Source organism: Mesorhizobium sp. B2-9-1 (genome assembly GCF_006439455.1).
Lineage (GTDB): Bacteria > Pseudomonadota > Alphaproteobacteria > Rhizobiales > Rhizobiaceae > Mesorhizobium.
In genome coordinates, this window is sequence record NZ_VFTP01000003.1 from 84336 (window position 1) to 105967 (window position 21632).

Annotated in this window: 26 protein-coding genes, 1 tRNA gene and 1 pseudogene; 10 read left to right on the top strand and 18 right to left on the bottom strand. The window is 63.8% G+C overall.

From position 1 onward, the window contains the following. The first annotated feature begins 22 nt into the window (after positions 1-22). Positions 23-664, top strand: a complete 642-nt coding sequence (locus tag FJW05_RS07830) for a TetR/AcrR family transcriptional regulator (RefSeq protein ID WP_140630020.1) — start codon at positions 23-25, stop codon at positions 662-664. Between the two features lie 48 nt (positions 665-712). Then, complete coding sequence (locus FJW05_RS07835) at positions 713-1003, top strand: HlyU family transcriptional regulator (protein WP_095766632.1); 291 nt, start codon at positions 713-715, stop codon at positions 1001-1003. Between the two features lie 13 nt (positions 1004-1016). Here FJW05_RS07835 and FJW05_RS07840 read toward each other — a convergent pair whose 3' ends face one another. The 3 genes from FJW05_RS07840 to FJW05_RS07850 form a co-directional block, all read right to left on the bottom strand. Further along, on the bottom strand, positions 1017-1949 hold the full coding sequence (locus tag FJW05_RS07840) for a 3-keto-5-aminohexanoate cleavage protein (protein ID WP_140630023.1): 933 nt from the start codon (positions 1947-1949) through the stop codon (positions 1017-1019). A gap of 32 nt (positions 1950-1981) precedes the next feature. Further along, the gene (locus FJW05_RS07845) at positions 1982-2287 is read right to left on the bottom strand and encodes a hypothetical protein (protein ID WP_246673266.1); all 306 of its coding nucleotides are present in this window, start codon (positions 2285-2287) and stop codon (positions 1982-1984) included. A 92-nt stretch (positions 2288-2379) separates the two neighbouring features. Continuing rightward, a complete protein-coding gene (locus tag FJW05_RS07850; RefSeq protein ID WP_140630027.1) occupies positions 2380-3018 on the bottom strand; it encodes an FMN-dependent NADH-azoreductase in 639 nt (212 codons plus the stop codon). A gap of 115 nt (positions 3019-3133) precedes the next feature. Here FJW05_RS07850 and FJW05_RS07855 point away from each other — a divergent pair, with 115 nt between their 5' ends. Then, positions 3134-4081: a LysR family transcriptional regulator gene (locus FJW05_RS07855; protein WP_140630030.1), complete on the top strand. Its 948-nt coding sequence runs from the start codon at positions 3134-3136 to the stop codon at positions 4079-4081. On the opposite strand, the gene FJW05_RS07860 is transcribed toward FJW05_RS07855, so the two are convergent. Further along, positions 4023-4649, bottom strand: coding sequence for a TetR/AcrR family transcriptional regulator (locus FJW05_RS07860; RefSeq protein ID WP_140630032.1), 627 nt, complete (start codon positions 4647-4649; stop codon positions 4023-4025). The genes FJW05_RS07855 and FJW05_RS07860 overlap by 59 nt on opposite strands. Before the next feature lie 66 nt (positions 4650-4715). On the opposite strand from FJW05_RS07860, the gene FJW05_RS07865 reads away from it, so the two are divergent. Beyond that, positions 4716-5159, top strand: coding sequence for a VOC family protein (locus tag FJW05_RS07865; RefSeq protein WP_140630035.1), 444 nt, complete (start codon positions 4716-4718; stop codon positions 5157-5159). Here FJW05_RS07865 and FJW05_RS07870 read toward each other — a convergent pair. Then, positions 5156-6103, bottom strand: coding sequence for a trypsin-like peptidase domain-containing protein (locus FJW05_RS07870; RefSeq protein WP_140630038.1), 948 nt, complete (start codon positions 6101-6103; stop codon positions 5156-5158). The two genes, FJW05_RS07865 and FJW05_RS07870, sit on opposite strands and share 4 nt — an antisense overlap. A gap of 160 nt (positions 6104-6263) precedes the next feature. On the opposite strand from FJW05_RS07870, the gene FJW05_RS07875 reads away from it, so the two are divergent. Further along, positions 6264-7139: a S1C family serine protease gene (locus tag FJW05_RS07875; RefSeq protein ID WP_140630041.1), complete on the top strand. Its 876-nt coding sequence runs from the start codon at positions 6264-6266 to the stop codon at positions 7137-7139. 8 nt (positions 7140-7147) lie between these two features. After that, the gene (locus tag FJW05_RS07880) at positions 7148-7810 is read left to right on the top strand and encodes a helix-turn-helix transcriptional regulator (protein WP_140630044.1); all 663 of its coding nucleotides are present in this window, start codon (positions 7148-7150) and stop codon (positions 7808-7810) included. Here the strand turns inward: FJW05_RS07880 and FJW05_RS07885 are convergent. Further along, positions 7776-8204: a type II toxin-antitoxin system VapC family toxin gene (locus tag FJW05_RS07885; RefSeq protein WP_140630046.1), complete on the bottom strand. Its 429-nt coding sequence runs from the start codon at positions 8202-8204 to the stop codon at positions 7776-7778. The genes FJW05_RS07880 and FJW05_RS07885 overlap by 35 nt on opposite strands. Next, entirely contained in the window at positions 8201-8467 is a 267-nt protein-coding gene (locus tag FJW05_RS07890) for a type II toxin-antitoxin system VapB family antitoxin (RefSeq protein ID WP_140630049.1), read from the bottom strand. The genes FJW05_RS07885 and FJW05_RS07890 overlap by 4 nt, the downstream gene beginning before the upstream one ends. A gap of 158 nt (positions 8468-8625) precedes the next feature. On the opposite strand from FJW05_RS07890, the gene FJW05_RS07895 reads away from it, so the two are divergent. Next, the gene (locus FJW05_RS07895; RefSeq protein ID WP_140630051.1) at positions 8626-9492 is read left to right on the top strand and encodes an NAD(P)-dependent oxidoreductase; all 867 of its coding nucleotides are present in this window, start codon (positions 8626-8628) and stop codon (positions 9490-9492) included. Here the strand turns inward: FJW05_RS07895 and FJW05_RS07900 are convergent. The 3 genes from FJW05_RS07900 to FJW05_RS07910 form a co-directional block, all read right to left on the bottom strand. Next, positions 9489-9782, bottom strand: a complete 294-nt coding sequence (locus FJW05_RS07900; protein WP_140630054.1) for a type II toxin-antitoxin system RelE/ParE family toxin — start codon at positions 9780-9782, stop codon at positions 9489-9491. The genes FJW05_RS07895 and FJW05_RS07900 overlap by 4 nt on opposite strands. Further along, on the bottom strand, positions 9779-10015 hold the full coding sequence (locus tag FJW05_RS07905; protein WP_140541416.1) for a type II toxin-antitoxin system ParD family antitoxin: 237 nt from the start codon (positions 10013-10015) through the stop codon (positions 9779-9781). The genes FJW05_RS07900 and FJW05_RS07905 overlap by 4 nt, the downstream gene beginning before the upstream one ends. Positions 10016-10595: 580 nt before the next feature. Next, positions 10596-12884: an OmpA family protein gene (locus FJW05_RS07910; protein WP_140630058.1), complete on the bottom strand. Its 2289-nt coding sequence runs from the start codon at positions 12882-12884 to the stop codon at positions 10596-10598. Between the two features lie 193 nt (positions 12885-13077). Here FJW05_RS07910 and FJW05_RS07915 point away from each other — a divergent pair, with 193 nt between their 5' ends. Both FJW05_RS07915 and FJW05_RS07920 read left to right on the top strand, forming a co-directional pair. Further along, on the top strand, positions 13078-13524 hold the full coding sequence (locus tag FJW05_RS07915) for a YcgN family cysteine cluster protein (protein ID WP_140541414.1): 447 nt from the start codon (positions 13078-13080) through the stop codon (positions 13522-13524). Positions 13525-13853: 329 nt separating this feature from the next. Continuing rightward, the gene (locus tag FJW05_RS07920) at positions 13854-14207 is read left to right on the top strand and encodes a hypothetical protein (protein WP_095766645.1); all 354 of its coding nucleotides are present in this window, start codon (positions 13854-13856) and stop codon (positions 14205-14207) included. A gap of 130 nt (positions 14208-14337) precedes the next feature. Here the strand turns inward: FJW05_RS07920 and FJW05_RS07925 are convergent, their stop codons facing one another. After that, positions 14338-15048 carry an SIMPL domain-containing protein gene (locus FJW05_RS07925; protein WP_140630061.1) on the bottom strand — a complete coding sequence of 237 codons (711 nt, stop codon included), beginning with the start codon at positions 15046-15048 and terminating at the stop codon, positions 14338-14340. Positions 15049-15257: 209 nt separating this feature from the next. Here FJW05_RS07925 and FJW05_RS07930 point away from each other — a divergent pair. Next, positions 15258-15333, top strand: a tRNA-Ile gene (locus tag FJW05_RS07930). A 13-nt stretch (positions 15334-15346) separates the two neighbouring features. Here FJW05_RS07930 and FJW05_RS07935 read toward each other — a convergent pair. From FJW05_RS07935 to FJW05_RS07965, 7 genes and pseudogenes are all read right to left on the bottom strand, one after another. Continuing rightward, positions 15347-15655 (bottom strand): annotated as a pseudogene (locus FJW05_RS07935) (tyrosine-type recombinase/integrase); the annotation flags it as partial. A gap of 264 nt (positions 15656-15919) precedes the next feature. Beyond that, entirely contained in the window at positions 15920-16945 is a 1026-nt protein-coding gene (locus FJW05_RS07940) for an ABC transporter ATP-binding protein (RefSeq protein ID WP_140630064.1), read from the bottom strand. Positions 16946-16953: 8 nt separating this feature from the next. After that, on the bottom strand, positions 16954-17796 hold the full coding sequence (locus FJW05_RS07945; RefSeq protein ID WP_140630067.1) for a carbohydrate ABC transporter permease: 843 nt from the start codon (positions 17794-17796) through the stop codon (positions 16954-16956). Further along, a complete protein-coding gene (locus FJW05_RS07950; RefSeq protein WP_140630944.1) occupies positions 17793-18647 on the bottom strand; it encodes a sugar ABC transporter permease in 855 nt (284 codons plus the stop codon). The genes FJW05_RS07945 and FJW05_RS07950 overlap by 4 nt, the downstream gene beginning before the upstream one ends. 89 nt (positions 18648-18736) lie before the next feature. Further along, the gene (locus tag FJW05_RS07955) at positions 18737-19981 is read right to left on the bottom strand and encodes a sugar ABC transporter substrate-binding protein (RefSeq protein ID WP_140630070.1); all 1245 of its coding nucleotides are present in this window, start codon (positions 19979-19981) and stop codon (positions 18737-18739) included. A gap of 66 nt (positions 19982-20047) precedes the next feature. Further along, entirely contained in the window at positions 20048-20833 is a 786-nt protein-coding gene (locus tag FJW05_RS07960; RefSeq protein ID WP_140630073.1) for an SDR family oxidoreductase, read from the bottom strand. Further along, on the bottom strand, positions 20830-21588 hold the full coding sequence (locus tag FJW05_RS07965; RefSeq protein ID WP_140630075.1) for a FadR/GntR family transcriptional regulator: 759 nt from the start codon (positions 21586-21588) through the stop codon (positions 20830-20832). Before FJW05_RS07965 ends, FJW05_RS07960 begins: the two co-directional genes overlap by 4 nt. Positions 21589-21632 lie beyond the last annotated feature (44 nt).

The window sequence follows — 21632 nt, forward strand, 5'->3', positions numbered from 1 at the left end:
GACATAAGGACAGGAAAGAAGCATGGCGCTGGACAAGGAAGAGATGAGCGAGAAGGTGCTCGCCATTGCCGAGGCGCTGCTCAACGAGGGCGGCGCCGACAATCTGAAGGCACGCACCATCGCCGAGCAGGCCGGCATCTCGGTCGGATCCGTCTATAACCTCTTTGCCGATCTCGACGAGGTGCACCGCGCCGTCAACATGCGCCTGCTCGACCGGCTCGGCGCGACAGGCATCGCGGCGATGGCCGATCTCGAAAGGCAAGGGGTGACCGATGTCCGGCATCGCATCCTGGCGATGGCGGCGGCCTATGTGCGCTTCGTCGAGGCGCATCCCGGCAGCTGGCCGGCGGTGCTTGCCTTCAACCGCCGCCGCGCGACGCAGCCAGGCCCCGATGCCTATGACGCGCTGCTCGACGCGCTCTTCGACATCGTCGCCGGCGTGCTCAAGGCCGGCGATTTCGGCCTCGACGACGACCGCCGCGCGCTTGCGGCGCGGACCTTGTGGTCAAGCGTGCACGGTATCGTGACCAGCGGCTATGTGGCGAATTCGAACAGCAGGCAGGCCGAGGAGATCTGGCATCAGATCGAGCTTCTGGTCGGCGTTTTCGTCAAGGGGCTGGAACACGGCGGCGCATTCGCGCATGCTGAGACAAAGCCTGAATGAACAGGCGGCGCCGTAATGACGTGCCCGCGTGGATGGGAGTTTTGAAAAATGTCTTTTCTGAAGAAGCTTTTTGGCGGCGGCGGTGAGGCAACGGAGGCCGGCACCGCCAAGCCGGCAAAGCAGGTCGAGCACAAGGGGTTCCTGATTAGCGCCACGCCCTACAAGGCCGAGGGCCAGTACCAGACCTGCGGCGTCGTCTCGAAGGAAGTGGACGGTGTGATGAAAGAGCACCGCTTCATCCGCGCCGACCGCTTCGCCGGATTGGACGACGCCGTCGACATCTCGATCAAGAAGGGCATCCAGCTCGTCGACGAGCAGGGCGAGCGGATGTTCGGCTAACGGGCGCCGCCGCTCAGAACGCGACCTTGTCGCCGCCCTTGAGCTGGAGGATCTGCCGCGCTTCGTCGGGCGTGGCGATCGAGGCGCCGAGGCCTTCGATGATCTGGCGCACCTTGGTCACCTGTTCGGCGCTGGAGCGGGCGAGCTTGCCCTTGCCGATCCATAGCGAGTCCTCCAGGCCGACCCGCACATTGCCGCCCAGCGCAATCGCCTGCGTAGCGATCGGTAGTTGGTGGCGGCCGGCGCCCAGCACCGACCAGTGATAGTCGTTGCCGAACAGGCGGTCGGCCGTGCGCTTCATATGGGCGACGTCTTCCGGGTGGGTGCCGATGCCGCCGAGGATGCCGAAAACGCTCTGGACGAAGAACGGCGCCTTGACCAGGCCACGCTCGACGAAATGCGCCAACGTGTAGAGGTGGCCGATGTCGTAGCACTCGATCTCGAAGCGCGTGCCGTTGTCAGCGCAAGTGCGCAAGATGTGCTCGATGTCGCCGAAAGTGTTGCGGAAGATGCGGTCGCGCGAAGATTCGAGATAGGGCCGTTCCCAGTCATGCTCGAATGTCTTGAACCGCTCCAGCATCGGGAACAGCGCGAAATTCATCGAGCCCATGTTGAGCGACGCGACCTCGGGCGCGAACACCTTGGCCGGCCTGACGCGCTCCTCCACGCTCATCGTCGCCGCACCCCCGGTGGTGATGTTGACGACGCAGTTGGAGCGCTGCTTGATGACCTGCAGGAACGGGGCGAAGGCCTCGGTTGACTGGTCTGGGCGCCCGTCGACCGGGTTGCGGGCGTGAAGGTGGACGATCGCGGCACCCGCATCGGCCGCCTCGATCGCGGCTGTCGCGATCTCCTCAGCCGTCACCGGCAAATGCGGCGACATTGACGGCGTATGAATCGAGCCTGTGACCGCGCAGGTGATGATGATCTTGTTCTGGTTCGCCACTTTGATGTCCTGACTTCGTTGTTGGACTGCGCCTATCTGACCGCGCCTTGCGTGATGCCGGAAACGAACTGCTTCGACAACACGATGTAGAGCAAGCTAATCGGCAGCGCCGCCAGTGTCAGCCCGGTGAACAGCACCCCCCAGTCGGTGGTGAATTCGCTGACGAACACGGTCAGCCCTTGCGGCAGTGTCTTCAAATTGTCGGAGGTGATCAGGACCAGGGGGAAGAAAGAGTCGTTCCAGCTGTTTGCGCAGGCGGCGGGCGGATCGCTTTCGGCAGAGCAGGATATCGGATCGCGCCCGGCGCCGCGAGGCTGATCCTGCGCGAGGACCGCCATCCAGCCGTGGCGCTGCCGCCGCTGCAGCGGGGCGAAAATGCAAAAAGAGGCGGGCGCTGATCGGCGCCCGCCTTCTTGGTTTCCAGATATAATCAGGCCGCGACTGCAGCCCGATCCGCATTGGCGGCAGCGATCGCGTCGACCTTGGCGGTGGCTTTGGCAAGCGCCGCCGCGACGGCGTCGGCGCCCATGCCGACGCCTTCGACGCGGATGACTTCGACATCAGTCATGCCGAGGAAGCCGAGCACGCTGCGCAGATAGGGAACCGCATGGTCCATCTGCACCGCGGCGCCTTCGGAATAGATGCCGCCGGAAGCGAGCACGATATAGACCTTCTTGCCGTTGACGAGGCCCTTCGGCCCGCCTTCGCCATAGGCAAAGGTCTTGCCGGAGCGGGCGACATGGTCGACCCAGGACTTCAACGTCGAGGAGATGTTGAAGTTGATGAAGCCTGTCGCGAGGATCACGGTGTCGGCAGCGAAAAGCTCGTCGAGCACGGCGTCGGAGACGCCGACGACCTCGGCCTGGCGCGGCGTGCGTGCTTCGGCCGGCGTGTAGATGCCGGTGGCGTAATCAGGGTCGATATGCGGCAGCGGATTGGCGACCAGATCGCGCACGACAAGCGTGTTGGCCGGATCGGCGGCAGCGAGCTTCTGGGCAAGATCTGTGGCGACGCGGGTCGAGTGTGAAGCGGCGCCGCGCGGGCTGGAGGTGACGAGAAGAATAGACATGGCGGTGTCCCCTTGGGGTTGGATTGAAACTTCCCCGCCAATATGGGATTGCCGCCCTATCAGGATAACTGGTATAATATGCATACAATCAATCTATAAAATGGATTGGACACGCATGCAGCCGAACCCGACATTAGATCAGCTCCAAATCCTGGTAGCGGTGGCCGATACCGGCAGCTTCTCGGCCGCGGGGCGCAAGCTCAACCGGGCGCAGTCGGTGGTAAGCTACGGCATCGCCAATCTCGAGGCGCAGCTCGGCCTGAAACTGTTCGAACGCGAAGGCGTGCGCGAGCCGCAACTGACCGATGTCGGCAAGGCGATGCTCGAAGATGCGCGGCGCATGATCGGCGTGCTGCATCGCATCCGCTCGCGCGCCGATGGCTACCGGCAAGGGCTGGAGGCGGAAGTGACGGTGTCGGTCGACGTGGCGCTGCCTTCACCGGCGCTGGTGCGCGTGCTCAAGGCCTTCGAGGCCCAGTTCCCGGCGGTGATGCTGAGACTCTATATCGGCTCGCTCGGCGCGATCGTCGATCAGGTCCTCAACGGCCAGTCAGATCTCGGCTTCGGCGGCCTGCACGGCGATGCCGACGTCAATCTGCTGCGCATAGGCTTCACTTCGATGGTGCCTGCGGCGGCACCCGATCACCCATTGGCCAAACTACCGAAGCCGGTTGCCGTCGAGGATCTGCGCGAGCATATCCAGCTCGTCGTCTCCGACCAGTCGGAGCGGACGCGCGGGCGCGACTACGGCGTGTTTGCCTATCGGACCTGGCGATTGACGGACGTGCGCACCAAGCATGCCTTGATGCGCGAAGGTCTCGGCTGGGGCGGTCTGCCGCGCTGGCTGATCGCCGACGATCTTGCCAGCGGCCGGCTGGTCGAGCTCGAACTGGAGCCGTATCGCGAGGTGCGCTCGCCGCTTTATGCCATGCACCGCACCGACCGCAGCCCCAAGCCGGCGGCATCCTGGCTGATCGACGAGTTCAAGCGGCAGCTCGGCTGCTTCAACGAGATGGAGCCGGGCGTTTGGACGGAGGAGGAGCCGGAGACAAGCCGTCCATGAGCGCGATCAGTACCGCGCGGTAATCCTCGCCGGACGCGCCGGCCTCGATGGCTAAAGCGGCCCGATCGAAGGCGGCCGCCAGCAAAGCGGTCAGCGCCTCGACCGGCAATCTGATCATTGCTTGCGCGCGCATCGCGGCGACCAGGCCTTCGCGCAACGAGCGGTTGCCGTGGCGGTTGTCGATCTCGTCCATCGCGGCGCGGCCGAGCACGGCCGGCCCGTCGAGCAGCAGGAGACGCGTGCGGCCGGGCGCTCGCATTGCCTTGAGATAGGCGTCCGAGCCTGCGATCAGCGCGTCACGCGCGGATAGCGAGGGCGGCGAGGCATGGTCGATCTCGCCCGCCACGGCCGCTGCTTCCTGCTCGACGACCGCCGCGAACAGCGCCTGCTTGTCGGCGAAGTGATGATAGAGCGCGCCGCGCGTCACGCCGGCCTCGGCGACGATCTCCGGCGTGCCGGTCTCGGCATAGGACTTTTCCGTAAACAGCTTTCGCGCCGCTCGGATCAGATCGGCGCGCGTCGCCTCGGTGCGGTCGCGATTGGAGCGGCGTTCGGACTCTTGTTGCATACATGCAGCCTGTATGTTATTTGAATTTACATACAGACTGTATGTTGGATGAGAGGAGAAGGAAAGATGAAGACGACAAGCTATTATCCGGTGCTGATGACGGATGATGTCGCAGGCACTGCGGACTTTTATGTCGAGCATTTCCGCTTCGAGCCGCTGTTTGCGAGCGACTGGTATGTGCATCTGCGCTCCAGCGAGGACAGGCGCGTCAATCTTGGCATCGTCCAGGGCGATCATCAGACGATCCCGCAAGAAGGGCGGGGGCGCACGTCGGGCCTGCTGATCAATTTCGAGGTCCGCGATCCCGACGCGGTCTATGAGCGGATTGTCGCCGCTGGCCTGCCGATCCTGCGCAGCTTGCGCGACGAGCCGTTCGGCCAGCGCCATTTCATCACCAGGGACCCCAACGGCGTGCTGATCGACGTCATCAAGCCGATCCCGCCGAGCGAGGAATTCCTGGCGCAATATGCCGAGGGCGTGGCCGGGGATAGGCCGGCGCGGCGATCTTAGCTCGTCCGCGCCACCGGCGTCACCATAACCTGGGAAACGCCGGTGCGGCGAACGACCGTGCAGAGCGTCTCGCGGCCGATGCGCTCGGCATCGAGCATGCGCACGAGGTCGTCGACGCCGGTGACCGGCCGTCCGTCGATAGCTGCGATGATGTCGCCTTCCTTCAGGCCGGCCTTGGCGGCGGGGCCGTTCTTCTCGACGCTGCGCAGGCGCACCGCCGTGTTCGTGGTCACCTGCGACAGAAGTGCCGCACGGCGCGGCAGGTTGGTCGTGTCGGCGGAAACGCCGATGAAGGCGCGGCGCACGCGGCCGAAGCGGATGATTTCAGAGATGACGAAATTGGCGGTATTGGACGCGACCGCGAAGGCGATGCCCTGCGCGCCATGGATCATGGCGGTGTTGACGCCGATCACCTCGCCTGCCGACGACACCAGCGGTCCGCCGGAATTGCCGGGATTGAGCGCGGCATCGGTCTGGATGACGTCGTCGATCAGCCGGCCGGTCGAGGCGCGCATCGAGCGGCCGAGCGCCGAGACGACGCCGGCGGTAACGGTCCACTCGAAACCGAGCGGATTGCCGATCGCAATCGCGATCTGGCCGCGGCGAAGGCGCTTGGAATCGCCGAGCGGCGCGATGTCGGCGAAGCTGCCGTCGGCGCGCACGAGCGCGATGTCGGTGTCGGGATCGCGACCAAGCACATGACCTTCGCGCGAAGCGCCGTCCGGCATGGTGACACGCACGGCGCGCGCATCGCCGACGACATGGAAGTTGGTGACGACCAGCCCGTCCTGCGCGATGACGAAGCCGGAGCCGTGGCCACCCGCGCCGATGCGCTCGATGCGGCACACGGCAGGCCCGATGCGGTCGACGGCGTCGGCGACCGTCGCCGAATAGGCGTCGAGCAAGGTGTCGTCGGATGGAAGTTTTTCGGCTGCGAAAGCCATCGGCGTGTTCCCTCGTAGAATGATGACTATATGTGCGGAGCAGCCGCAATTGCCGCGACCTGACCAGATGGCCAGTCCGGCCGGCGACTAGCCGTCAGGCGAGTACCCGCGGCGGTGTTGCCGAGCGATATCTGGGTCACCGAACCCAGGAGACAGTCTTATGAGCGACTTCAATCTCAGTGCCTTTTCCGACGCGATCGCCGATGTCGCGGCCACCGCCGCCCCCGCGCTGGCGAGTTTCGTCACGCATCATCACCGCACCGCGAGCGCCTTCCACTGGCGCGACGGCTATTTCGTCACCGCCGAGGAAGCGGTCGAAGCCGGCGAGGAGATCGAATTGACGCTGGCTTCCGGCGAAACCGTCAAGACCGAGCTCGTCGGACGCGATCCTTCGACGGGCGTTGCCCTGCTGAGGCCTGCTTCCGGGGACGCCGGGTTGCCGCAACTGGCTCAGGCCGGCGCTGTGCGGCCCGGCCATATCGCGATTGCGGCCGGCAACAGCGACGGCGCCGCGCTTGCGGTGCTCGGCACGGTCGGCGAGGTCGGGCCGGCCTGGCGCTCGATGCGCGGCGGCACGATCGACCGGCGCATCAATCTTGCCATCAACACCGGCGGGCGCTTCGAGGGCGGGCCGGTGCTCGACGCCAAGGGCAGCGTGATCGGCATGCTCTTGTTCGGGCCGCGCCGGCGGGCGCTGGTGATGCCCTACGAGACGATCGAGCGCGCGGTGGCGACGCTGCGCGAGAAGGGCCATGTCGCGCGCGGCTATCTCGGCGCCGGGCTGCATCCGATCCGCAATGGCGACACGAAAGGCGCCATGGTGATGAGCCTCGACGATAACGGCCCGGCCAAGGCCGCCGGCCTGCATGTCGGCGACATCATCGTCGCCTGGAACGGCGAGGCGGTGCATGGTCCGCGCGAGCTTATCCGCAAGCTCGGGCCGGATAGCGCCGGCACCACCGTCACGCTCGGTGTCTCGAGCGGCGGCGCTGAGCGCGACGTCTCGATCACTATCGGCGAGAAGCCGCTGAGCTGAGAGGGTCTATGGCAAGCAGCGCAGCACAAGCAGTCGCGAGACCGGCGATCGCGAGACCGGAGCCGGCAATTCACCGGCTGACGGTGCTGGTCGCGCTCGGCGATGCCCAGCGCGCCGAGCAGCTTGCCGATGCGCTGGCCGCGAGCGACGATCTGGCGCCGGCCTTGGCTGGGAGCGGCGTCGGCCAAATGGCGGATGTCGCCATCGTAGATGGGGCCGGCCTGGAAAGCCGGGTTGTCAGTTCGGCCACCCCAATCGTCCTGCTTTCGCGGCGTGCGGGCAGCGAGCAGGTGGCAAACAATGTGCTGGCCGTGCTGCCTGCCTCCGCGGACGGCCTGCTGATCGCCGCCGCAGCGCGGTTGGCGGCCTCAGGCTACCGCGTCGGCAGGGCGGCGCCGCCGGAGGCCGCGCATGGCGATTTCCACGATGACGAGCCTGCCGAGGAAGAGACGCCTGACGACAACCAGCCGCGCCCGGCTTTGTCGCCGCGCGAGGCGGAGGTGCTGGCTCTGCTGGCCGAAGGCGCGCCAAACAAGGTCATCGCCCGGCGGCTCAACATTTCCGTGCACACGGCGAAGTTCCACGTCGCCGCCATCCTGATCAAGCTCGGCGCCGCCAACCGCACGGACGCGATTGCTATCGCGATGCGGCAGGGGCTGGTGCTGGTCTGATGCCTTGAATAGCGGGTTCGATATCGGTGAGCCGAAAATCGTCCCTCTCGAACAGCAGCGGCATCGCTTCGAGCCGCGCGGTGGCGTAAGCGATGCAGTCGCCAAAGTTCAACGCTGCGGGATGACGACCCTTGCCGTAGCGCAGGAAGGCGTGGCGCGCGACGGCCGTGTGGTCGGCGGTGAAGGCGATCGTCTCGATCGAAGCCGTGCGCAGGAAGGCGTCGAACGGCTGCAGGATTTCATCCTGCCACCCGCCGGCGAGCACCATGCTCGTTTCGAGAAGGGTGGGCGCTGCGATCAATCGCCTTGTGGCATTCGCAATCGCCCGCACGAAACGATCATGACCCGGCTCGGCGCGGAGGATCGCGACCAGGGCCGATGAATCGATGATCATCGCGTCGGGATTCCAAGATTGACGTAACCGAGGATCTCATCCTCGGTCATCGCATTTTCCCGCTTCGGGATCCGTGCGCCGCTGTCCGAAATCGCCATCAGACGTTGAAAAAGATCGCTGCTTTCGTCGCGAGGCACAAGCCGCTCGCGTGCAACTTCGCGCTCGAGGGACTGACGGATCGCCTCCGTCACGGACACGCGACGGCGGCGGGCTAGCTCGCGCGCCAACTGCTCGACTTCCAAATTCTTGATCGATAGAGCCATTATATATTCTACCTGCCTGTCTAGAATATATATCGCTCTGCGAAGCTCGGCAAGACGGCAAGGCTCCGCAGCGTCATCACGGACCACATGCGCGCGCCCTTGTGTCCGCGGGTCGGTGCGGGCAAGGATCGCACCGAAGAATGACGGGAGGCAAAAAAATGTCGCTCCACGGAAAGACGCTGTTCATCTCGGGCGGATCGCGCGGCATCGGGCTGGCGATCGCGCTGCGCGCGGCGCGCGACGGCGCCAATGTGACGATCGCGGCCAAGACCGCCGAGCCGCATCCGAAGCTGCCGGGCACCATCTACACGGCAGCCGAAGAGATCGAGCGGGCCGGCGGCAAGGCGCTGCCGGTGCTTTGCGACATTCGCGACGAGGCGCAGGTCGCCGATGCGGTGGCAAGAACCGTCGAGCGGTTCGGCGGCATCGACGTCTGCGTCAACAATGCCAGCGCCATCCAGCTCACCGGCACGCTGGAGACCGACATGAAGCGCTACGATCTGATGCACCAGATCAATACGCGCGGCACCTTCCTGGTCTCCAAAATGTGCATTCCCCACCTTAAGTTGGCAAAGAATCCTCACATCCTGAATCTGTCGCCGCCGCTCGACATGAAGGCCAAGTGGTTCAAGAATCATGTCGCCTACACAATGGCCAAGTTCGGCATGTCGATGTGCACGCTGGGCATGAGCGCCGAATTCGCCAAGGATGGTATCGCGGTCAATTCGCTATGGCCGATCTCCACCATCGATACCGCGGCCGTGCGCAATCTTCTGGGCGGCGCCACGGTGGCCGCGATGAGCCGCTCGCCCGACATCATGGCCGACGCCGCGCATGCGATCTTCATGCGCCCGTCGCGCGAAGCGACCGGCAATTTCTACATCGACGAAGAGGTGCTGCGCGCCGAAGGCGTGACGGACTTTTCGATCTATGCGCCAGGCGCCAAAGGGGCACTTGCCGGCGATTTCTTTGTTCCTGACGAGGTGTTCGCCAATTCGAACACGAAGATAACGCGAGCCTTTTAGAGGTGTCTCGGATAATCCATCTGTTGATGTAAAATACGAACAACGTCAATGGATTGCCCACTCATCCGCAGATACACTACGTGCGAGCCGACTGAATATTTCAGCAGGCCAGGTCGAACATCCGACGCGTTTCGTGCTATCGCCGGAAACTGGTCTATCAGATTGATCATGGAGTGGATGGAGCGGATGTAGGCTTCTGCCCGCTTGGATCCCCATTGGCTCAGCGAATAATCCCAGATACCATCAAGGTCCCGCCTCGCTTTCGGCGAAAACCGGACCGTTCTTTTCATCCGCGTTTCTTTGCCTTCAGAAACGCCTCAATGTCGAACGGCTCGGGGTTGCCCGACATGTCTCCTTCGTCGATAGCGGCACGCAGCTGCTCGAGTTTCAATTCTTGTTCTTCGAGAAGGCGAAGACCGGCACGGACGGTTTCACTTGCCGAGCCGAAGCGGCCTTTCGCTATTTGCCGTTGGATGAAGGCATCATACTGATCGCCAAGGGTCACGGAGGTGTTTTTGGGCATTTCTCATCTCCAATACCAATAGATGGTATCAAGGCGCCGGCAAGCTGACAAGCCTAGGCCAAATTCGTCGGAGCGTTTCACCGTTTCACGGAAACGGCGAACCGCTCTATCTTTTTTTGTTTTGACGCAAGTCCGGACGGAAGGCTACGGCGAAGGCGCCGGGCGTAACCGCTTACACTGTTCCTGGAATTTGCTCTGGGCGTATTTCGGCCCGGTGACACAGGTTTTCAAGGCAAAAAACCCCGCCGGGGAGGGGGCCCGGCGGGGCTCAACGTGTCCCGCTGGAGTCGGGACGGGGCAGGGAACGCCCTGTCTGGAATCTGGGTGGCGCAATGCGGCAATTCAATGAGCAGGGCGGGCCAGGCAGGACAATTCTTCTTGAGCCGGCAACGAAAAAAGCCCGTCCGGGCGGGATGGGCCTTCATCTTGCGCGCTGATTCCGAAAATCCGGACAGGATCTTGAAATCAAACGCTAAACCGCGACGCGCTGAAACGGATTCAGCGCGTCGCAGTTTACGTCTCTTTTCAATGCATGTCGTTGTCCCAAAACCGCTGCACAGTTTTGGGCGACACGCATCGATCACTGCCCGCTGTTGCTCGCCACCGGCGCCACCAGCGAGGTGATGCGGCGGATGGCGACACGCCGGTTCTCGCGGTTCGGACCGGGCGTGTTCACCTTGAGATACTCCTCGCCATAGCCCTGCGTGGTGAGGTTCTCGGCCGGGATACCAAAGGCATTGGTAAGCGCCTCGGCCACCGCCTCGGCGCGCCGGTCCGACAGAGCGAGGTTCGCGTCCGGCGTGCCCACGGCGTCGGTGTGGCCTTCGATCAGGAAGGTCTCGGCCGGGTTCTTCTTGAGCAGTTTTTCAATGGCACTGGCGACGCCTTCGAGCTTCTGCACCTCGGCGTCGGAGATCGTCGCCGAGCCGAAGTCGAAGTTCAGCGTGTCGAGATCGATGCGCCGGGCGATGTCGCGCACGCGGGCCGACCGCTTCACCTCGTCGATCGAGTAGAGACGCTGCACCTTTTCCACAGGCGGCTGCTCGAGGAAGGTGTAGTAGTCGTCGTCGCTCTCGACATCCTCGGAATCGAGGATGTAGTCCCGGCGCGGGATATCAAGCCGCATCGGTGGCAGGTCGTCGCCGGGATCGCGCCACTCGTCGACATCGTTATAGTAGCGCTCGTCGACATAGCTCAGCACATATTCGCGGCCATCCGATGTAACGCGCGATCGCCGAATGACGTCGCCATTACGGTTGCGGATGGTGATGATCCTGACACCGTTGTCGCGCTCCACGATTTCGCGGGTGCGGCCGTCCGAAAGATCCTCGTAGTAAACATCCCTGGCGCCGCGGGTGATGCGAGGAGCTTCGTTGCTTTCCACGAATGTCTGGTTGTTGAACTGAAGGATCACCCGGTCGCCGAACTGCTTCACCACGTCGGCACCCTGCGGCCGGCGACGCTCGCGGACAACCTGCTCGGGCGTAAGCTCGATCCGCTTGCCCTTCTCCTGGTCCACTGGGACGATCTTTTCGGGCTTGATCGCCTGCTGCGCCGACTTGTCGTCGGTGGGCGGCGGGCCCTGATTTACGGGAGCCTGCTTCTCGGCCTGCTGGCCGGCTTGTTGCCCGGCCTGATTGCCGCCCTGCTGCTCGGCTTGATTACCGCTCTGTTCAGCGCCGGCTTGGCCAGTCTCGTTCTGGCCGGCCGGCTGGCGGCCCTTGTGCCTGCGCATGGCATCCTTCTGGCTGTCAAGCACAGGTGCCTCGTTCGGATTGGCAGGCGCCGCGCCCTGCGCGGCATTGCCGCCGCTTTCGGGCTGGTTATTGTTGGCAGGCTGATTGTTGGCCGGCTGTTCACCAGTGGCAGGCTGCTGCTGCCCGGTTGCGGGCTGCTCGGTCAGCGGTTTCTTGGCCTGCCTCTTGTTCTGGTTCGAAAGCTGTTCCTGTTGAGCCGGCGCTTGCTCGGTCTCGGCAGGTGCCTGCGCGGTTCCGGGAACCGGCAACGGCTTGAGCTTGCGAGAACCCTGGCCTGCTGGCGTCTGTTCGGCAGGGGTCTGGCTTTGCTCGGCAGGTTGCTGGGCCTGCTTGCGCCGCTTGCCGGGCTGGTTGTCATTTGCCGGCTGTTCTGACGGCTGTTCCGCGGGTGCGGCTTCCTGCTGCTGCTGATTGAGCTTCTTCTTGCGCAGTTGCTGCTGCTGGTCGGGGGCGGCCTGCTCGGCCGGAGCCGTCTCGCCCTGCTGCTGATTGAGCTTCTTCTTGCGCAGTTGCTGCTGCTGGTCGGGCGTGGCCTGCTCGGCCGGAGCCGTCTCGCTTTGCTGCTGCTGATTGAGCTTCTTCTTGCGCAGTTGTTGCTGCTGGTCCGGTGCGGTCTGCTCGGCCGGTTGCTCAGCCGGCGCCGTTTCGGCCTGCTGGTTGCGCTTCTTCTTACGTGGCTGCTGCTCTTCGGTTGTAGGCTGACTGCCCTGATCGGCTGGAGCAGCCTCGGTCTGCTGGTCGCGCTTCTTGCGCGGCTTGAACTGCTGCTCGGCCGGTGCAGCTTCCCCGGACTGGGCGCCCTCCGTCTGCTGCTGCTCGTGCCGCTTCTTGCGCGGCTGTTGCTCGGACTCGGCGGGCGCGGCCTGTTCGGCCGGCGCCGATTCGCTTTGCTGCTGCTGCTCGCGCTTCTTTCTACGCGGCTGTTCGGCTCCACCTTGCGCGCATTCTTCGGCCGACTGGCCTTCGGCGCAGGCGGCCTGAGCCAGCACGAGCGGCGCTCCATGCAGGCCGCCGGAAGCGACCCCCCCCTGCAGCGGGTACGCGCCCAACGGCGCGGATGCCATAAGCAGGCCGATTGCAGTGCCCGCCAGAATCCGTGGTTGGCGTTTCATATCGATTTCTCCTAATGGGGTCCCATCCCTGCCCAAACTTTCATCAACCATAATTGGTTCCGTCGGGCATTGGCGCCAACCAAGGATGCCTGGCCGGCCTTTTGAAGGCAATTTCGTGTTTTTCTAATGTTGATACTGGGTCGCCGCCACACAGCGCTTGACCGCAAGGCCGCGGAGGGCCAAATCCAGCCAAATGACCGCGCCATTCTGGAAAACCAAGACGCTTGAGGCGATGACCCCGGCCGAATGGGAATCGCTTTGCGACGGCTGCGGCAAATGCTGCCTGTCGAAGCTCGAGGATGAGGATACGGGCGAGATCTTCTGGACGAGCGTCGGCTGCAGGCTTTTCGATGCCGAGAACTGCCGCTGCTCCGACTATGCCAACCGCCTGGCGCGGGTGCCCGATTGCGTCGGCCTGACGCCGCAGAATGTGCGCACCATCACCTGGCTGCCAAAGACCTGTGCCTACCGGCTTATCGCCGAGGGCCATGATCTCTACTGGTGGCACCGGCTTGTTTCGGGAAGCGCTGAGACCGTGCACGAAGCTGGCATCTCGATCCGGGGCCGGGTGAAGGCCAAGGAAACCGATCTGGCCGAACCGGACGACTACTTTGATTATATATTGGACGACGAACCGTAACCGGTTCGCGTCTGGACGACGAACCGTAACCGGTTCGCGTCTGGACGACGAACCGTAGCAGTTCGCGTCTGGATGACGAACCTTGACGGGGTTCGCACCTGGATGACGAAGCCTGACGGGGGCGCTTTTGGCGAGGAATGACGAACCCTGCGGGTTCGCGTTTAGAATCCTGAGGTGGTTGGCGTTTTTGACGACGAGCGACGAACCCTGCGGGTTCGCGCTTATATGAACCGGACATGAATGGCCGGTTCGCGGAAGGTTCAGACGCAAAAAGGCATTTTCCAATCATCGGTTCTACGGGCGAAAGCCCACAATAAGGAGAGAAGACGATGTTCAACACCATCAGGACGGCAGCCCTTTCGGCCCTTGTCGGGCTTGGCACTTTGACCGCCATTCCGGCACATGCGGACAGCCTCTATCTCGGTTTTGGGGACAGACACGACCCGCGTTTCGGCATCTACACCGGCGACGATGACGGTTATCGCCGCGACTGGCGCCGTGACCGCGACTGGCGCGGCTGTTCGCCGGACCGCGCCCTCGACAAGGCCGAGCGCATGGGTCTGCACCGCGCCCGCATCGTCGACATCAGCCGCCGTACCGTGAAGGTGGCAGGCCGCCAGTATGGCGACCGTGTCGTGGTGGTGTTCGCCAACGAGCGCGGTTGCCCGATCATCTATCGCTGAGGCTGAAAGGACGATCCTCTGCGAGGATCGCCTATGCGGACGATCCTCTGCGAGGATCGCCTATGAAACGCCCCGCAGGATGATCCTCCGGGGCGTTTTGCTAACGGCATGTCTGCGGCTGGGCTGGATATCACCTCAGCTCGAAAGTGACCGTGACCTGGACGTTGTAGGAATTCTCGCCGGCCTGCACCGGGACGGCCGAACGGGCCGCATCGAACGACTTGGCCGCCATCGGCATCGGCACCGGCGCGACATTCTGGTCGGTGATCTCGAGCACCTTGCCCAGACTGACGCCGGCCGCTTCGGCGAGCGTCTTTGCCCTGGTCATCGCGTCGGCGACGGCCTTCTTGCGCGCCTCGGTGATCGTGGCCTTCGGATCGTCATTGGTGAAGGCGATGCCGCCGCCCTGGTTGACGCCGAGCGACACCGCCTTGTCCAGAATCTCGCCGGTCTTGTCGACGTTGCGCACGCGCACCGACAGCGTGTTGGTCACCTGATAGGCGACGAGCTGGGCTTCCTGGCTGCCGTCGGCCTTGTTGGTGTAGTTGTAGCGCGGGTTGATCTGGATGCCGGCGGTCTGCAGGTCGCGTTCGGCGATGCCGGCGGATTTCATCGCCGCGATCACCGCCGCCATGGCGTCGTTGTTGGCATCGAGCGCTTCGCGCGCGCTCTTGGCCTCGCGCATGACGCTGAGCGAAAGGATCGCCATGTCCGGCGCCACGGTCGCTTCGCCTTCGCCGGACACGATGATGCGTGGCGGAGGCTGGATGTCGGCGGCGCTCGCCAGCGCCGGGAAAGCGACCGCGGCAGCGAGCGCGATGGGCAAAAGATGTCTGGTCATGAAAACTCCTCGAAGTCTGCGGTCCGCCGCCGTGCCGTATCTGCCTCGATCCGCAAAAGGCATCAGTGCGGCGCAAGGGTTGGACCTTTCTCGCGCCATATGGGCGCAGGCCGCTCTACGGCGCGAATATGGGCTGATTTTGGCGTTTTGCGCCAGAGCTTTCGAAAGCCTTGTGCGGACGAGCGAAAAACACTAAGCCAGCCCGCGTGGGGCCTGTAGCTCAATGGTTAGAGCCGGCGGCTCATAACCGCTTGGTTGGGGGTTCGAGTCCCTCCGGGCCCACCATTATCGTTATTTATCAAGGGTTTACGGGTTGGTTCGCCAATAGGTTCGCCAGCAACGGCTTGCGGGTGACGAGCCGCGCGACCCGATCCATGCCTTGCACTGCCAGACGAACCTGTGATGCCTCGCGTGAATAGAGTTCCGCGTGATCGATGTCGTCGTGCCCCAGCACATTCATGAGCTGTCTGGTCGAGGCCTCTGCCTCGGCGAGATAAATGCCAAGCGACTTTCTCAGTCCGTGCAGCGTCAGCCCTTTCGGAAGCCCGGCGAGCTTGCACCAGCGAGCCATGGTCCCGGTCAGGGATTTGGCGGAGAAGGGCTGGCCGTCGAGGCTGGATTTATCAAAGATGGTAGCGGGAGGTCGCTACCGCCGTTCCCCACACTAAGGGGACGTACGATACTTCCTCCGTTGTCCTCCGTTGTTGCGCGTAGTGGTGGTTCACCTCTATGTCGCTTTGATCCGTCGAGAACGGAAACTTTGACCCGAAGCAGGGTATTGGCAAACCTTGGTCCAGATTTTCGGGGGGCGGTGCTCACTCCATGTCGAGATGGTGTTGGAACATCGCGGCCCGCGAGCCACTCATGATCGTCAAACCGCGCATCCTTCCTTATCGAAGAAATGCAGATGCTCGGGTGCAGCCTTCAACCCAACCTCGGCGCTAATTTCAGGCATTGTCCCCTGGTTATGGATCACGAGGCAAGTCTGGCCCCCGTCCAGTTCGACATGAATGAGCGTGACGGCGCCGGTGTATTCGGCGAGCCTTACCTTGCCGCGCAGCGTTTCGGCCGAGGGCTGCACGAGCGACAGGTGCTCGGGCCGGATACCGACCGAGACAGCCGTCGCGGGCACGGACGCGCCGTGGCTGATCGGCTGCCCATCGGCCAGCGGCAGTATGTTCATCTTCGGGCTGCCGATGAACTGGGCGACGAAGACGGTGCCAGGGCTTTCGTAGAGGTCGCGGGGTGTGCCAACCTGCTCGATTTTTCCTTCGCGCAACACGACGATCTTGTCGGCAAGGGTCATGGCCTCGATCTGATCATGGGTGACGTAGATCATCGTGGTCGACAGGCGTTGATGCAGCGCCGCGATCTCGGAGCGCATGTGGACACGCAGTTCGGCGTCGAGGTTCGAAAGCGGTTCGTCGAAGAGAAAGACGTCGGGATTGCCGACGATGGCGCGGCCGATGGCCACGCGCTGGCGCTGTCCACCCGACAGTTGACGCGGGAAGCGGTCAAGCAATGGTTCGAGCTTCAGCGTCGAGGCGGCTTCCGAGACGCGCCGGGCGCGCTCACCGGCCGGCACTTTGCGGACCTTGAGGCCGAAGCCCATATTGTCGCGCACCGTCAGATGCGGATAGAGCGCATAGGACTGGAACACCATGGCGACGCCGCGTTTGGCTGCCGGCACCTCGTTGACGATGCGACCGCCGATCGAAAGCTCGCCTTCGCTGATATGCTCCAGGCCGGAGATCAACCGCAGCAGCGTCGACTTTCCGCACCCCGACGGGCCGACGAAGACGACGAACTCGCCGTCCTCAATCTCCAGATCGACGCCACGGATGACCTCGACCGTGCCGAAGCGCTTGCGGATATCCTTGAGCAGAACCTTGGTCACGACTTGCCTTATCCCTTGACGCCGGAGAGCGCGAAGCTCTCGATGATCTGGCGCTGGGCGATCAGATAGATGATGAGTATGGGAACTACGGCTAGGCTCGTCGCCGCCAGTTGCAGGTTCCACAAAGGCAGGCCGTAGCTGTCGTTGAAGTTGGACAGCGCCAGCGGCAGCGTGAACTTATCGAGCGAACTGAGGAAGATCAACGGCTCGAGGAACAGGTTCCACGAATGCAGGAATGTGATGATCGCAACCGCGGCAAGCGCCGGCCGCGCCATTGGCAGGGCGATCTTCCGCCAGACGCCGAACCGCGACAGCCCGTCCATCTTGCCGGCTTCTTCGAGTTCCCTGGGCAGCGCCAGGAAGAACTGGCGCATCAGGAATGTCGCCACCACGCCCTGCGGGCCGAAGACCGGCAGCAGGATGAGCGGCCAGTGCGTGTCAATGAGGCCCATGGCGCGGATCAGGAAAAAGTTCGGGATGATGGTGACCTCTTCCGGCACCATCAGAGCCATCACCAGAAACAGCATCAACAGTCCAGCGCCGGCGAAGCGGATGCGGGCGAGTGCGTAGCCCGCGAGCGAGGCGATGAACAAGGTCAGCACCGTCACGGTCGCTGCGATGTAGAGCGAGTTGAAATACTGCCGCGCGAAAGGCTGATAGGCGAACACTTCCGCGAAGTTCTCGAAGCGCCAGACGCGCGGGATCAAGGTCGGCGCGCCGAAGATTTCGGTGGTGCTCTTGAAGCCGCCGGAAATCATCCACAGGAACGGGAACACGAAGGGCACAGCCAAAAGCAGCAGGGCCACGGTCCAGCAGATGCGGTAGAGAGTCTCGATCCGGCGCGGGGTCATTCCATGTCCCTCCGCCGCAGCATCACCTGCACGAGGGTGAGCGCCATGACGATGGCGAACATGATCAGCGCAAGTGCCGCCGCATAGCCGACATTGAAGAATTTGAAACCCTGCTGGTAGATGTAGAAGGCCAGCACCAGGGTGCCGTTTTCCGGGCCGCCGCCGGTCATCTGATAAATGTGGTCGAACACCTTGAACGAACCGATCGTCGTCAGCACCATGATGACGAGCGTCGTCGGCGCGAGCAGCGGCCAGGTGATCATGCGGAAGACCTGCCAGCGCGAGGCACCCTCCAGCGTCGCGGCCTCCTCATAGTCGCGCGGTATCGATTGAAGTGCGGCGATATAGAGGATCATGTTGAGCCCGACCATCTTGATGACGCGGGTGACGATAACGGCCGCCATCGCCCAGTTGGGCTCGCGCAGCCAGTTCGGACCATTGATGCCGATCCAGGCGAGCATCTGGTTCACGGCGCCGCCTTCACCCTGCAGCATGAATTTCCAGACGATCGCCCAGGCGATCGCCGACGTGACCACCGGCGCGAAGAAAACCGTGCGAAAGAAGACGACGCCGAAGAACGGCCGCGACAGGGCCAGCGCAAGCGAGAGCGCCAGCGCGATGTTCAGGGGGACAAGCCCCAAGGCGAAGATCACTGAATTGCGCACGACATGCCAGAAATCGGGATTTTCCAGCAGGGCATTTTCGAAATTGCGGAGCCCGACGAATGTCGCCTGCTGGCTGAGCAGGTTCCACTCGGTCATCGAATAATAGAAGATGGCGACCAGCGGCCCCAGGAAGAAAATCAGGAAGCCGATGAAGGTCGGGCTGACGAACAGCCAGGCCTCCAGCATTTCCCTGGTTTTCAAGGTCAGCCACGGCGCGCCTGGCTGGCGCGCCGCATTGTCCCGCGATGCCGTGCCGGCCACGAAGCGCGGTCCTCTCAGAGCAGCGGCTGGATGGCGGCGCAGACGCCTTTCAGCGCCTCCTCGACATTGGCGTCGGCGCGCCACAGCGCGTCGACGCGCGGCGCCATCGCGGCGAAGATTTGCGGCACGTGCTCATGCGAGGGGTGGACGCGGCCGTTGACGATCGCGGCGGCGACATTCTTCATCTGCGCCGGCGGGATCAGCTTGTTGGAATTGACGAAGGCATCGCTTTCAAGAACGCTCTTGCGGGCGGGCGGGAAGAACTGCGCCATGACAGCGACATTCTCCTTGCTGGTCATCTCGGTCACCAGCTGGGCGGCAAGCTCGGTGTTTTTGCCGGAGGCAAAGACGGTCAGCGCGGCCTGGCCGATGACAGGAGCCTCGCCCGCCGGTCCCGAAGGCAGCGGCGCGATGCCCCATTTGAAGCCCGCCTCGGGCATTTTCGAGGCGCGCGAGATCTGGTTCACGGTCATGGCCGAATTGCCGGAGAAATAGTCGCCCTGTTCTCCCGGCGGTACGATCGACTTGTCCTTGAACACCATATCGTGGAGCTGTTTGATGGCGGCCACCGCTTCCGGCTTGTCGAGGCCGCACTGGCCGTTGGCCCACAGATCGCCGCCATAGGCGCGCACGGGCGGCAGCAGCGCATGCGTCATGCGCGAGGCGTAGCCTTCGCCGTCCTTGAACTCGAAGCCCCATTTGCCGGGATTGGCCTCGGTGAGCTTCTTCGCCACCTCCTGGAATTTCCGCATGTTCCATTCGCCCTTGGCGGCGAGCTGGTTGGGGTCTTCAAGGCCGGCTTTGTCGAACATGTCCTTGTTGTAGTAGATCAGGAAAGGCGAGGTCGAGAACGGCACGCCAAGCACCTTGCCGTCCTTCTGCCACAGCGCCATCGCCGGCTGGGTGAAATCGTCGAAATCATATCCCTGGGTCGCCTTCAGCGTCGGGCCGATGTCCATCAGCAGCCCGGCATTCTCGAAGGCGGGTGCGGCATCCTCCATCATCCAGGCGATGTCTGGAGCATTGCCGCCGGCGACCTGGAAGGTGAGCTTTTGCGTATAATCGGCGACGGGAACGGTCTCGAATTTCACCGTGACGCCCGGGTGCTTGGCGATGAAACCGGCGGCGATGCTGTTCAGCATCTTGAGATGGGCCTCGCTGCCGGTCCACACGGTTACCCTCAGCTCCTGCGCCAGCGATTGCGCCGACAGGGCGAAGAGGGCCAACGCCGATAATGCGAATTTCAGTGCGGTCTTCATGGTTTCCTCCCGAAACGATGATGGTTCAATCGACGGCCCGGCCCGATAGCCGGCGGCGGCGTCTTGTCATGCGGTTGCTCCCGGCAGCACGCCGGGCGCATCGCCGATCGTCCAGCCGCCATCGACGGGGATGTCGGCGCCGGTGACGTAGCGGGCGGCGTCGCTGCACAGGAAAACGAAAGCGCCGACGAGGTCGTCGGCCTGGCCGTGGCGGCCGGCGGGGATCTTCGCCGCGACCGCCTGGCGGAAAGCGGCGTCGCGGTAGCGCGCGGCCGTCGCCTCTGTCTCGACGGCGCCAGGCGACACCACGTTCATGGTGACGCCATGCGGAGCCACCTCACGTGCCATGGCGCGCATCGCCGTCAGTTGCGCCGCCTTCATCGAAGCGTAGACGATCGTGTCGGCGCGCGGACGCCTGGCCATGACGCTGCCGGTCGCGACCACACGTCCCCAGCCGCGTTTGGCCATGGCCGGGACTAGCCGCGTGGCCAAGGTCAGCAAGGCCGTGAAGTTTGCTGCGACATGGGCTTGGATATGCGCTTCGTCGACCTCGCTCCATGCACGCCGCCGCTCGATCGCCCCATTCGAGATGAGGATGTCGATGGGGCAGGCGGCAACGTCGTCCGCGAAAGCCGACATTGCCTTGCTGTCGGTGAAGTCGGCCTCGAGAACCGCGGTGCCGGGGCCTATGGCCGCCGCCGTGTCGCGCGCGCCGGCGGCGTCGCCGAAATGATGCAGCGCGACCGAGGCTCCATGCTGCGCAAGAGCGATCGCAACCGCGCGCCCGATGCCCGAACTGGCGCCGGTCACCAGCGCTCGACGTCCGGCAAGGGAAAAACGATCCTTGCTCAAGGCGACGGCTCCCCGAGCTTCTCGGCAACCTCGAAGGACGCGATGTCGGCCGCGTCGAAATGCTCGTTAATGCGCCGGTCCGCGAGATCGGTGTCGCCCGCAGCGATGGCGTCGTAAATTGCCTGGTGCCGTTCGACGGTGGCCCGCCAATCCGCTTCGGTGCGATTGGCGCGCTGGGAGAACAGCTCCGAAACCTCCCGTTGGACCGACCGCATGCCTTCCATCTGGATGCGGATCATGGAGTTGCCGGTGGCGACCGCGAGGCCGAGATGGAACAGGATGTCGGCCTGCGTGAAATCGCCCGGCTTGCCGATGCCTTCATGCATGTCGTGCAGGGCCTGGCGCATCATCTCAAGCCCGCGCGGGTCGCGACGCTCGGCCGCCAGACGGGCGATGCCGACCTCGATGACGCGGCGCATCTCGTTGGCTTCCTGCAATCGCGTCAGGCTGGAGCGGACCGCATAAGCGTAGATGCGGTCCATCGGCTCGCCGCTCAGCGCCCTGGCGCGGGCGACCTTGCCCTGCTGCGTCGACACCAGGCCGGCATTGGTCAGCTGGCGCAGCGCCTCGCGCGCGATCGGCTTGGAGACGCCGAATTCCCTGGCGATCTCGCCTTCCGGCGGCAGCGCTTCGCCAGGCGCGATGCGTCCGTCGAACAGGGCCGCGGCGATGGCATCCGAGACGCCGTCGGCAAGCCGGGACGGACTTGCGAGCTTTGCGGCGAAAACCGACTTGCGGGTGTCTTCTGCGGTCATTCGGGTTCCTTTCAGGACTGCCTAGCATAAATGGCTAAAACATA

Bases quoted from the DNA above. Each gene is read 5' to 3' on its own strand.
- FJW05_RS07830 (WP_140630020.1), top strand. From the start codon at position 23: ATGGCGCTGGACAAGGAAGAGATGAGCGAGAAGGTGCTCGCCATTGCC.
- FJW05_RS07835 (WP_095766632.1), top strand. From the start codon at position 713: ATGTCTTTTCTGAAGAAGCTTTTTGGCGGCGGCGGTGAGGCAACGGAG.
- FJW05_RS07845 (WP_246673266.1), bottom strand. From the start codon at position 2,287: ATGGCGGTCCTCGCGCAGGATCAGCCTCGCGGCGCCGGGCGCGATCCG.
- FJW05_RS07850 (WP_140630027.1), bottom strand. From the start codon at position 3,018: ATGTCTATTCTTCTCGTCACCTCCAGCCCGCGCGGCGCCGCTTCACAC.
- FJW05_RS07855 (WP_140630030.1), top strand. From the start codon at position 3,134: ATGCAGCCGAACCCGACATTAGATCAGCTCCAAATCCTGGTAGCGGTG.
- FJW05_RS07860 (WP_140630032.1), bottom strand. From the start codon at position 4,649: ATGCAACAAGAGTCCGAACGCCGCTCCAATCGCGACCGCACCGAGGCG.
- FJW05_RS07865 (WP_140630035.1), top strand. From the start codon at position 4,716: ATGAAGACGACAAGCTATTATCCGGTGCTGATGACGGATGATGTCGCA.
- FJW05_RS07870 (WP_140630038.1), bottom strand. From the start codon at position 6,103: ATGGCTTTCGCAGCCGAAAAACTTCCATCCGACGACACCTTGCTCGAC.
- FJW05_RS07875 (WP_140630041.1), top strand. From the start codon at position 6,264: ATGAGCGACTTCAATCTCAGTGCCTTTTCCGACGCGATCGCCGATGTC.
- FJW05_RS07880 (WP_140630044.1), top strand. From the start codon at position 7,148: ATGGCAAGCAGCGCAGCACAAGCAGTCGCGAGACCGGCGATCGCGAGA.
- FJW05_RS07885 (WP_140630046.1), bottom strand. From the start codon at position 8,204: ATGATCATCGATTCATCGGCCCTGGTCGCGATCCTCCGCGCCGAGCCG.
- FJW05_RS07890 (WP_140630049.1), bottom strand. From the start codon at position 8,467: ATGGCTCTATCGATCAAGAATTTGGAAGTCGAGCAGTTGGCGCGCGAG.
- FJW05_RS07895 (WP_140630051.1), top strand. From the start codon at position 8,626: ATGTCGCTCCACGGAAAGACGCTGTTCATCTCGGGCGGATCGCGCGGC.
- FJW05_RS07900 (WP_140630054.1), bottom strand. From the start codon at position 9,782: ATGAAAAGAACGGTCCGGTTTTCGCCGAAAGCGAGGCGGGACCTTGAT.
- FJW05_RS07905 (WP_140541416.1), bottom strand. From the start codon at position 10,015: ATGCCCAAAAACACCTCCGTGACCCTTGGCGATCAGTATGATGCCTTC.
- FJW05_RS07910 (WP_140630058.1), bottom strand. From the start codon at position 12,884: ATGAAACGCCAACCACGGATTCTGGCGGGCACTGCAATCGGCCTGCTT.
- FJW05_RS07915 (WP_140541414.1), top strand. From the start codon at position 13,078: ATGACCGCGCCATTCTGGAAAACCAAGACGCTTGAGGCGATGACCCCG.
- FJW05_RS07920 (WP_095766645.1), top strand. From the start codon at position 13,854: ATGTTCAACACCATCAGGACGGCAGCCCTTTCGGCCCTTGTCGGGCTT.
- FJW05_RS07925 (WP_140630061.1), bottom strand. From the start codon at position 15,048: ATGACCAGACATCTTTTGCCCATCGCGCTCGCTGCCGCGGTCGCTTTC.
- FJW05_RS07945 (WP_140630067.1), bottom strand. From the start codon at position 17,796: ATGACCCCGCGCCGGATCGAGACTCTCTACCGCATCTGCTGGACCGTG.
- FJW05_RS07950 (WP_140630944.1), bottom strand. From the start codon at position 18,647: ATGCTGGAGGCCTGGCTGTTCGTCAGCCCGACCTTCATCGGCTTCCTG.
- FJW05_RS07955 (WP_140630070.1), bottom strand. From the start codon at position 19,981: ATGAAGACCGCACTGAAATTCGCATTATCGGCGTTGGCCCTCTTCGCC.
- FJW05_RS07965 (WP_140630075.1), bottom strand. From the start codon at position 21,588: ATGACCGCAGAAGACACCCGCAAGTCGGTTTTCGCCGCAAAGCTCGCA.